Source organism: Streptomyces sp. NRRL S-495 (assembly GCF_000966955.1).
Lineage (GTDB): Bacteria > Actinomycetota > Actinomycetes > Streptomycetales > Streptomycetaceae > Kitasatospora > Kitasatospora purpeofusca.
The window spans coordinates 1-7,942 of record NZ_JZWY01000470.1; the positions used below are offsets into that span (position 1 = coordinate 1).

Sequence of the window (7,942 nt, forward strand, 5' to 3'; positions counted from 1 at the left end):
AGCTGGGCGTCGCGGGCAAGGCCAGCGGCAAGCCGCTGCAGGAGCTGCCGGCCCTCGGCCTGGGCACTCAGGAGGTGAGCCCGCTGGTGATGGCCAACGTCTACGCGACCTTCGCCAACCGCGGCACCTACTGCACGCCGGTCGCGATCAGCAGCATCACCACCATGGACGGCAAGGACGTCCCGGTCAGCCCGGCCAAGTGCGACCGGGTGCTGTCCGAGAGCACCGCCGACATCATCAACACCGTGCTGCTCGGCGTCACCGAGAAGGGCGGCACCGCCCGTGACCTCGGTCTGGACGACGACCGGCAGATCGCCGGCAAGACCGGTACCTCCGACGAGAAGAAGTCGGCCTGGTTCAGCGGCTACACCGGCAACCTGGCCGCCTCGGTCTGGCTGGGCGGCCCGGCCGGCGGCGTGCCGATGAAGAACATCCGGATCGGCGGCAAGTGGTTCGACGAGGTCTTCGGCGCCACCGGCCCGGGGCCGATCTGGCAGCTGGCCATGAACGAGGCCGTCCGGGGCATGCCGGAGAAGGAGTTCGAGACCGTCTACATCCCCAACCCGCCGCCGAAGCGGGACCCCTCGGCGAGCCCGGGTTCGGGCAGCGGCTCACCGTGGACGACCTGGCCCGGCGGCCAGCCGACCGACGTCGCCCCGTCCTGGCCCGGCGGCCGTACCCAGGCCCCCGGCCGCCAGCCCACCCGCAAGCCCGCCCAGCCCACTCAGCAGGACCGGCCGACCCAGCAGGAGCAGGCGCCGGAGGGGCAGACGCAGCAGGGCCAGCAGGGCCAGCCCGAGGAGCAGCACGGCGACGGCTGATGTCGGGGCTCCGCCCCGGACGGCGCCGCGCCCCGGAACGTCGACGGACGTTCCGGGGCGCGGCGGTTCACCCAGGGGGCCAGTGCACAGGTGCGTCAGTGCGCGCCCTTGGCGTCCCAGAAGTCCTGGCGGGCCAGCACGCTGGTGTCGGTCTGGTCGGTGAAGAAGCCGTCCACCCCGAGCTCGTACAGGTACTTCGCCCAGCCGATCGCGTCGCCGTACGCGTTGGGGTCGGTGCCCCGGCGGTAGTCCAGCGGCAGGAAGGCGTTCTCGTTGCGCACCGTGTACGGGTGCAGCAGCAGGTTGGCCGCGTGCGCGTCCCGGACCAGGGTGGTCGGCGGCAGCAGCTTGCCGGTCGCGTCGACCGGGGCGATCAGGGCGGTGGTCGGGCCGATGCCGTGCGCGAAGCCGGCGATCCAGCGCAGGTTCTCGGGCTTCACCAGGTCGGCCACGGTGCGCTTGTCGCCGGACAGCACGAAGTCGTACGGCTGGCTGGTCGGGCCGCTGAGCAGGAAGATCTTCGGGTTGTCGACCAGCTTGGCGAGCCGCTGCAGGCTGCTCGGCTCGAAGGACTGCAGGATCGCCCGGCCGCTGCGCCCGGCCAGCCCGGTGCGGCGCAGCTCGTCGGCGAGGCGCTCCTCCAGCGGCAGGCCGATCGAACGGAAGTAGCTGGGGTGCTTGGTCTCCGGGTACACCCAGACGTCCCGGCCGAGCTCGCGGCCGCGCTTGCGGGCGAAGTCGGCGACCTCGCGGAAGGTCGGGATCGCCCAGCGGCCGTCGTACAGGGTGTTGCGCTGGCGCTGCTGCGGCAGCCGCTCCTTGGCACGCAGGGTGCGCAGCTCGGCGAGGGTGAAGTCCTCGGTGAACCAGCCGGTCTGGGCGACGCCGTCGATGGTCTTCGTGGTGCGGCGGCTCGCGAACTCGGTGCGGTCGGCGACGTCCGTGGTCTCCGCGATGTTGTTCTCGTGCCGGACCACCAGCTGGCCGTCCTTGGTGGGGACGAGGTCCGGCTCGATGACGTCCGCGCCCAGCTTCAGCGCCAGGTCGTAGGAGCCCAGGGTGTGCTCGGGGCGGTAGCCGGGGGCGCCGCGGTGACCGACGATCAGCGGGTGCGGCAGGCGGTCCAGGCCGGTGCCGGTGCGGACCGGCGGGCGGGTGCCGGCCGGGCGGTCGGACGCGACGCCGCGCTCGTCGTCGGCGCCGGACCGGTCCGCCCCCGGCTGCTCCCCGCCGGGGGCGGCGAACGCCTCCCCGGCCCCGGCGGCGAGGGCCGCCGCGCCGAGGCCGGCGGCACCGGTGGCCCGCAGGAAGTTGCGGCGGGAGGAGGAGGTGCCCTCGGCGGACTCCGCCGGGGTGCCGCCGTCGGTCGGACGGTACGTCATGGAAGCTCCTAGCTCGCGCGGATGGCGTGGCGGTGGTGGCGTCGCGGTGGTGGCGTCGCGGTACTGGTGCGGCGGTGTTGGCGACGCTCTGTCGGCGTCGCGGTGTGGCTGCCGCCCGCAGACTAGGAGCAGTCCCGCCCCGCCGGGTGGCCGTCGGGCGAACTGCGGGAGAAGTTCCGGCACCTACCGTCCTTGCCGGGCCCGGCAGGCGCGATCGAGGCGGCAAGGACGGCGCGGTGGACGCGGCGGTGGCCGGCCGCGGTCACGCGCCGCGGCCGGCCACCGTTCCCGCGTCGAGCGGTACGGCTCAGCCGTGGACCTGGCAGAGGGCGTAGGACTTCTCGGCGTGCAGCAGCGAGTCCATGTCCCCGTAGCCGAGCTGCTTGTAGGTGTAGTACGCCACGGTGTACTCGACGTCGCACCGCTTGCCGGCGGCCGAGGCGCCGGGCGCGACGGAGATGCCGCCGATCACGGCGGTCGCGGTGACGGCGAGCACGGCGAGCGAGCGGGAGAAACGGGTCATCAGCGGATCCCTTCGAGCTGGTCCCCGGGGTGACCGGGCTGCGCCGATTCTGACCCGGGGGGCGGCTGCCGTCCCATCCCCGGATCCTGGGATGGGACGGGCCGGAACGAGCCGGTACAGGGCCGGAAGGAGTCCGGAACGGGGCGGTCCGGGTCGGATGAGGTCGGAACAGGCCGTAACGGGGCGGCCGCAGGGGCGCGTGCCGACACCGGGTGGCGCGCGGGGGCGCATTCGGCGGAGTGGATGCCCGATGCGCCCCGTTGCGCGGCTGTGGCGGGTGCGGGAGGTTGGTCCCGGCCCGTGCCGGGCACACCGGCCCGGGCCGACACCATGTCCGACGATCGATCGATTCGGAGGGATGTCGGCGATGGCATCGAAGATCCTGCTCGTCACGGGGGACGCCGCGGAGTCACTGGAGGTGTTCTACCCGTACCAGCGGCTGCGCGAGGAGGGTTACCAGGTCGACATCGCGGCACCGACCCGCAAGCGGCTGCAGTTCGTGGTGCACGACTTCGTCGAGGGGTACGACACCTACACCGAGAAGCCGGGCTACACCTGGCCCGCCGACCTGGCCTTCGCCGAGGTGGACCCGGCGGACTACGTCGCGCTGGTGATCCCGGGCGGCCGCGCGCCCGAGTACCTGCGCAACGACCCGGAGGTGCGGCGGATCGTCCGGCACTTCTTCGAGAGCGAGAAGCCGGTCGCGCAGATCTGCCACGGCCCGTTGGTGTCGGCCGCCGCCGGGGTGCTCGGCGGGCGGACCAGCGCCGCCTACCCGGCCCTGGAGCCGGATGTGACGGCGGCCGGCGCGACGTACGTGGACGGCGAGGCGGTGGTCGACGGTGTGGTGGTCTCGGCCCGCGCCTGGCCCGACCACCCGGCGTGGCTGCGGGCGTTCATCGAGGTCCTGCGGGTCAAGGCCCCGGTCGCCTGACCTCGTGCTCCGGGAGGTGTCTCCGACCCCGGTCGGAGACACCTCCCCTGAGGGGCGTCAGGGGTGGCCCGTACTGGAAACGGCCGCCACGGGCGTCCGAATCTCGGCCCTGAGGCGGAGCGGGTCCGGACCATGGTCGGAGGAGATCCGCCGGAGCTCCTGTCAGAGTGTCAACTGCCGAGGACAGCCCGGGTGTTGCGGGCGTCCGAAGACACTGACACGGAGGACGCATGGACGGGACGGCACGAAGCGGTACGGGCGCTCAGGGGAACCCGGACAGTACGGGTAGTACGGGTAGTACGGGCAGTGCAGGGCGTCGACGCCGCGGCACGGCCGTGCGCGTGGTGGCACTCGCGCTGGCCGGCGCGGGCCTGGTGGGCGTGACCGCCCCGACGGCCGGCGCGCTGGGCGCGACCGGGCCGGACGGGGTGACGACGGTGACGGTGGCGGGAACGCAGGACGGCGCGGACGCCGGCCGGGACGCGCGCCGCGGTGTCGACGCGCGGGCGCTGGACGCCGCCGTACGCGGCATGGTCGACCCCGGCGGGGCCTCGGCGACGCTCGCCCGGGTGAGCGAGCGCGGCCGCACCGTGTGGAAGGGCGCGGCCGGCACCGCCGACTTCGGCACCGGAGCCCCGGTGAACGCCGACGGCCTGTTCCGGATCGGCAGCGTGACCAAGACCTTCGTCTCCACCGTCGTCCTCCAGCTCGTCGGCGAGGGCCGGTTGCGGCTGGACGACCCGGTGGAGAAGCTGCTGCCGGGCGCGGTGCCGAACGGCCGGAACATCACCCTGCGCCAGTTGCTCAACCACACCAGCGGTCTGTTCAACTACACCGAGGACGACCTCTTCGGCTACGAGGAGGACCCCGTCAGGCTCCGGCAGTGGCTGGAGACGGGTCGTTTCACCAGGTACACCCCGCAGCAGCTGATCGCTGTCGCCAACGCCCACCCGCCCTACTTCGAGCCGGGCCAGGGCGCGCACTACTCCAACACCAACTACCTCGTGGTCGGGCAGATCGTCGAGCGGGTCACCGGGCACAGCTGGCAGCAGGAGGTGGACCGGCGGATCGTCCGCAGGCTGGGCCTGACCCGCACCTTCATGCCGGACCACTCGACGACGATCCCCGGCCCGCACGCGCACGGCTACTACGACCTGCCGGCCGGGCCCGCGGACGTCACCGAGCTGGACCCGAGCATGGCGGGGGCGGCCGGCGCCGGGATCTCGACCACCGCGGACCTCACCACCTTCGTCACCGCCCTGATCGGCGGGCGACTGCTGCCCCGGCCGCTGCTCGCCGAGATGATGGCCGTCACCCCGCAGAGCGGCGAGGACGCGTACGGGCTGGGCCTCCAGCGCGTGTCGACGCCCTGCGGCCCGGTCTGGGGCCACGCGGGCGGCATCCCCGGCTACAACACCTTCGTCTACACCGACAGCGACACCCGTCGGCAGTTCGCCGCCTCCGTGAACGCCTTCGACATGTCGAACCTGCCGGCCACCAACGCGGCCTTCCAGAAGCTGCTCGACACCGGCGCCTGCGGGGGCCCGCCGCCCACCGCCTCCGTTCCGCCCACCACATCCGCTCCGGCCCCGGCCCCGGCCGGCTGACGGCGCCGAGCGGGATGCCATCATGGCCCGCACCTGATGGGCAGTCGTCGCAAGGAGGACGAGAGATGGCAGAGCCGCTGATCGCCGAGGTCGGGGGCCGGGTCCCGAGGGTCGACCCGACCGCCTTCGTGGCGCCCAACGCGGTCGTCGTCGGCAGTGTGACCGTCGGCGCCGGGGCGAGCGTCTGGTACGGCGCGGTGCTCCGCGGTGACGCCGAGGAGATCACCGTCGGCCCGGGCAGCAACGTCCAGGACAACTGCACCCTGCACGCCGACCTCGGCTTCCCGCTGGTGATGGGGGAGCGGATCTCGGTCGGCCACAACGCCGTGCTGCACGGCTGTGTGATCGAGGACGACGTCCTGGTCGGGATGAACGCCACGGTGCTGAACGGTGCCCGGATCGGGGCCGGCTCGCTGGTCGCGGCCGGTGCCGTGGTGCCGCAGGGCATGGTGGTCCCGCCCGGTTCGCTGGTCGCGGGGGTGCCGGCCAAGGTGCGCCGCGAGCTGACCGAGGAGGAGCGGACCGGCATCAAGTTCAACGCCGAGGGCTACGCGCTGCTGGCCGACGGTCACCGTGGCCTCCGCCCGGTCGCGGCTCCGGGTCCGGCGGCCGACCCGGTCTGACGGGCCCGCCGGGGACTCAGCGGGGGGTCGCGGTCCCCGCGCCGATCCGGTCGTCCGGGGTCCGGCACCAGGGCCGGGCCCGCGCCCGCGCCCGTGCCTGCGACCGTGCTCGGCGCGGCCGAGGCCCGGGTGCCCCGCCGGGCGGCGGCCCAGGCCGCGACCGCGATCACCGCGCCGGAGGCCGCGAGGCCCGAGCCGACCAGCGGCGGCGAGGTCCAGCCCAGCCCGGCGTCCAGCGCGAGCCCGCCGAAGTACGCGCCCTGGGCGTTGGCCAGGTTGAACGCACCCTGCACGGTCGCCGAGGCCAGCGTCGGCGCGCCCCGGGCCTCGCGCATCACCAGCGTCTGCACCGCCGGGACGATCGCGAACCCGAACAGCCCCACCAGCACCACCGTCGCCGCCGCCGACCACTGGGCCCGCGCGGTCACGGCGAACAGCGCCAGCACGGCGGCGAGCAGCAGGAACGCGACGCACACCGTCGGCCGCAGCGCGCGGTCGGCCGCGTAGCCGCCGAGCAGGTTGCCGATCGTCATCCCGACGCCGAACAGCGCCAGCACCAGCGTCACCGACCCGGTCGCGAAGCCGGACACCTCGGTGAGCAGCGGGGTGATGTAGGAGTAGCAGGCGAAGAAACCGCCGCAGCCGAAGACCACCGTGGCCAGCGCCAGCCACAGCTGTCCGCTGCGGAAGGCGCCCAGCTCGTGCCGCAGACCCGACTGCGCGGGGGACGGCAGCGCCGGGACCAGCCGGGCGATCGCCAGGGCCCCCGCCGCGCCGATCGCGACCACCACCAGCATGGTCGCCCGCCAGCCCAGGTGCTGGCCGAGCAGGGTCGCGGCCGGCACGCCGACGACATTGGCCAGGGTCAGCCCGGAGAACATCACCGCCACCGCCCGGGCCCGCCGGTCCGGGGCGACGAGTTCGGCCGCCGCGACCGCCCCGGCGCCGAAGAACGCCCCGTGCGGCAGTCCGGTGACCAGCCGGGCGGCGGCCAGCGTCCAGAAGTCCGGGGCGAGCGCGCAGAGCAGGTTCCCGGCGGCGAAGAACCCGGCCAGGGCGACCAGCACCGCCTTCCGGGGCCGCCCGGCCGCGAGCGCGGTGAGCAGTGGCGCCCCGATCACCACGCCCAGCGCGTAGGCGGAGATCAGCCAGCCGGCCTGCGGGATCGAGACGTCCAGATCGTTCGCGACCTGGGGCAGCAGCCCCATGGCGGCGAACTCGGTGGTTCCGATGGCGAAGGCGGTGACGGCCAGGGCGACCAGCGCGAGAGGCAAGGGGGGTGCTCCGGAGGGACGGACAGCGGAAAGTCGGGATTGTTCGGGCCAAATCCTAATCCGATCGGATGACGGCGCTGTGTGGTGCACAAGGCGGTCCCGTGACGGACGGGAGTCGCCTGCCGGGCGTCCGCGCGCAAGACTGGTGGCATGTGCCGCAGTATCAAGACGCTGAGACCACCCGTGACGCCCGACGCCACCGAGGAGGACTACCGCGCGGCAGCGCTCCAGTACGTACGGAAGGTGTCCGGGTTCCGGGCCCCGGCCGCGCACAACCGCGAGGCGTTCGACCGGGCCGTGGACGCCGTGGCCGAGGCCACCGCGTGCCTGCTCGGCGAGCTGGAGGTGCGCGGTGCGTCCGCCCGTCCGGCCCGGGCCACCGCCTGAGGCCGGATGCCACGGGCACGTCGAACAGGGATCAGGAGGTCGGCGATGAGCCCCGTCACCCGTTATGCACTCACCTTCCCGGGCACCCCCGGCACCCAGGCCCCGCAGGACGTGGTCGTGGTCGAGCGCACCGCCGCGGTCGGGCCCGGCGGCCATCCGGTGTACGAGGACGCCAGCGGAATCGTCCGGGCCGAGATCAGCGACGCGGGGGAGGTCCGGATGCTCGCCACCGGCGGCCACCAGAACCCGCACATCCCCGTCCACGCCCAGCCGCTGCCCTGACCCGCCCGGCCCCTCGTCTCGGGCCCCTCGCCCTGGGCGGCGCTCGCCCTGGGCCGCTCGCGTTGGGCCCGTCACGCCGGGTGGCCGGATCGTGCCACGCCCCCTGCCC

Annotated in this window: 9 protein-coding genes; 6 read left to right on the top strand and 3 right to left on the bottom strand. The window is 74.0% G+C overall.

The window, feature by feature from the left end; translation table 11 throughout:
• Positions 1 to 821: penicillin-binding transpeptidase domain-containing protein (locus VR45_RS23840; RefSeq protein ID WP_045941871.1), on the top strand; the 821-nt coding region annotated here is incomplete at its 5' end.
• A 95-nt stretch (positions 822 to 916) separates the two neighbouring features.
• Here the strand turns inward: VR45_RS23840 and VR45_RS23845 are convergent.
• Positions 917 to 2,203 (bottom strand): glycerophosphodiester phosphodiesterase, encoded by a 1,287-nt coding sequence (locus VR45_RS23845; RefSeq protein ID WP_045941872.1) that lies wholly within the window; start codon positions 2,201 to 2,203, stop codon positions 917 to 919.
• 307 nt (positions 2,204 to 2,510) lie between these two features.
• The gene (locus tag VR45_RS23850; RefSeq protein WP_045941873.1) at positions 2,511 to 2,726 is read right to left on the bottom strand and encodes a hypothetical protein; all 216 of its coding nucleotides are present in this window, start codon (positions 2,724 to 2,726) and stop codon (positions 2,511 to 2,513) included.
• Between the two features lie 367 nt (positions 2,727 to 3,093).
• Between VR45_RS23850 and VR45_RS23855 the strand changes: the two genes are divergently transcribed.
• From VR45_RS23855 to VR45_RS23865, 3 genes are all read left to right on the top strand, one after another.
• On the top strand, positions 3,094 to 3,660 hold the full coding sequence (locus VR45_RS23855; RefSeq protein WP_045941877.1) for a DJ-1/PfpI family protein: 567 nt from the start codon (positions 3,094 to 3,096) through the stop codon (positions 3,658 to 3,660).
• A 341-nt stretch (positions 3,661 to 4,001) separates the two neighbouring features.
• Positions 4,002 to 5,267 carry a serine hydrolase domain-containing protein gene (locus VR45_RS23860; protein ID WP_159394334.1) on the top strand — a complete coding sequence of 422 codons (1,266 nt, stop codon included), beginning with the start codon at positions 4,002 to 4,004 and terminating at the stop codon, positions 5,265 to 5,267.
• Between the two features lie 65 nt (positions 5,268 to 5,332).
• Positions 5,333 to 5,890, top strand: coding sequence for a gamma carbonic anhydrase family protein (locus VR45_RS23865; protein WP_045941874.1), 558 nt, complete (start codon positions 5,333 to 5,335; stop codon positions 5,888 to 5,890).
• On the opposite strand, the gene VR45_RS23870 is transcribed toward VR45_RS23865, so the two are convergent.
• Positions 5,836 to 7,164 (bottom strand): MFS transporter, encoded by a 1,329-nt coding sequence (locus VR45_RS23870; RefSeq protein WP_078896779.1) that lies wholly within the window; start codon positions 7,162 to 7,164, stop codon positions 5,836 to 5,838. The two genes, VR45_RS23865 and VR45_RS23870, sit on opposite strands and share 55 nt — an antisense overlap.
• 150 nt (positions 7,165 to 7,314) lie before the next feature.
• Here VR45_RS23870 and VR45_RS23875 point away from each other — a divergent pair, with 150 nt between their 5' ends.
• Positions 7,315 to 7,551, top strand: coding sequence for a DUF2277 domain-containing protein (locus VR45_RS23875; protein ID WP_045941875.1), 237 nt, complete (start codon positions 7,315 to 7,317; stop codon positions 7,549 to 7,551).
• Between the two features lie 45 nt (positions 7,552 to 7,596).
• Positions 7,597 to 7,833, top strand: a complete 237-nt coding sequence (locus VR45_RS23880; RefSeq protein WP_045941876.1) for a DUF6296 family protein — start codon at positions 7,597 to 7,599, stop codon at positions 7,831 to 7,833.
• Positions 7,834 to 7,942 lie beyond the last annotated feature (109 nt).

Excerpts from the sequence above, each read along its gene's own strand:
- VR45_RS23850 (WP_045941873.1), bottom strand. The coding sequence starts at position 2,726 with ATGACCCGTTTCTCCCGCTCGCTCGCCGTGCTCGCCGTCACCGCGACC.
- VR45_RS23875 (WP_045941875.1), top strand. The coding sequence starts at position 7,315 with ATGTGCCGCAGTATCAAGACGCTGAGACCACCCGTGACGCCCGACGCC.
- VR45_RS23865 (WP_045941874.1), top strand. The coding sequence starts at position 5,333 with ATGGCAGAGCCGCTGATCGCCGAGGTCGGGGGCCGGGTCCCGAGGGTC.
- VR45_RS23880 (WP_045941876.1), top strand. The coding sequence starts at position 7,597 with ATGAGCCCCGTCACCCGTTATGCACTCACCTTCCCGGGCACCCCCGGC.
- VR45_RS23855 (WP_045941877.1), top strand. The coding sequence starts at position 3,094 with ATGGCATCGAAGATCCTGCTCGTCACGGGGGACGCCGCGGAGTCACTG.
- VR45_RS23845 (WP_045941872.1), bottom strand. The coding sequence starts at position 2,203 with ATGACGTACCGTCCGACCGACGGCGGCACCCCGGCGGAGTCCGCCGAG.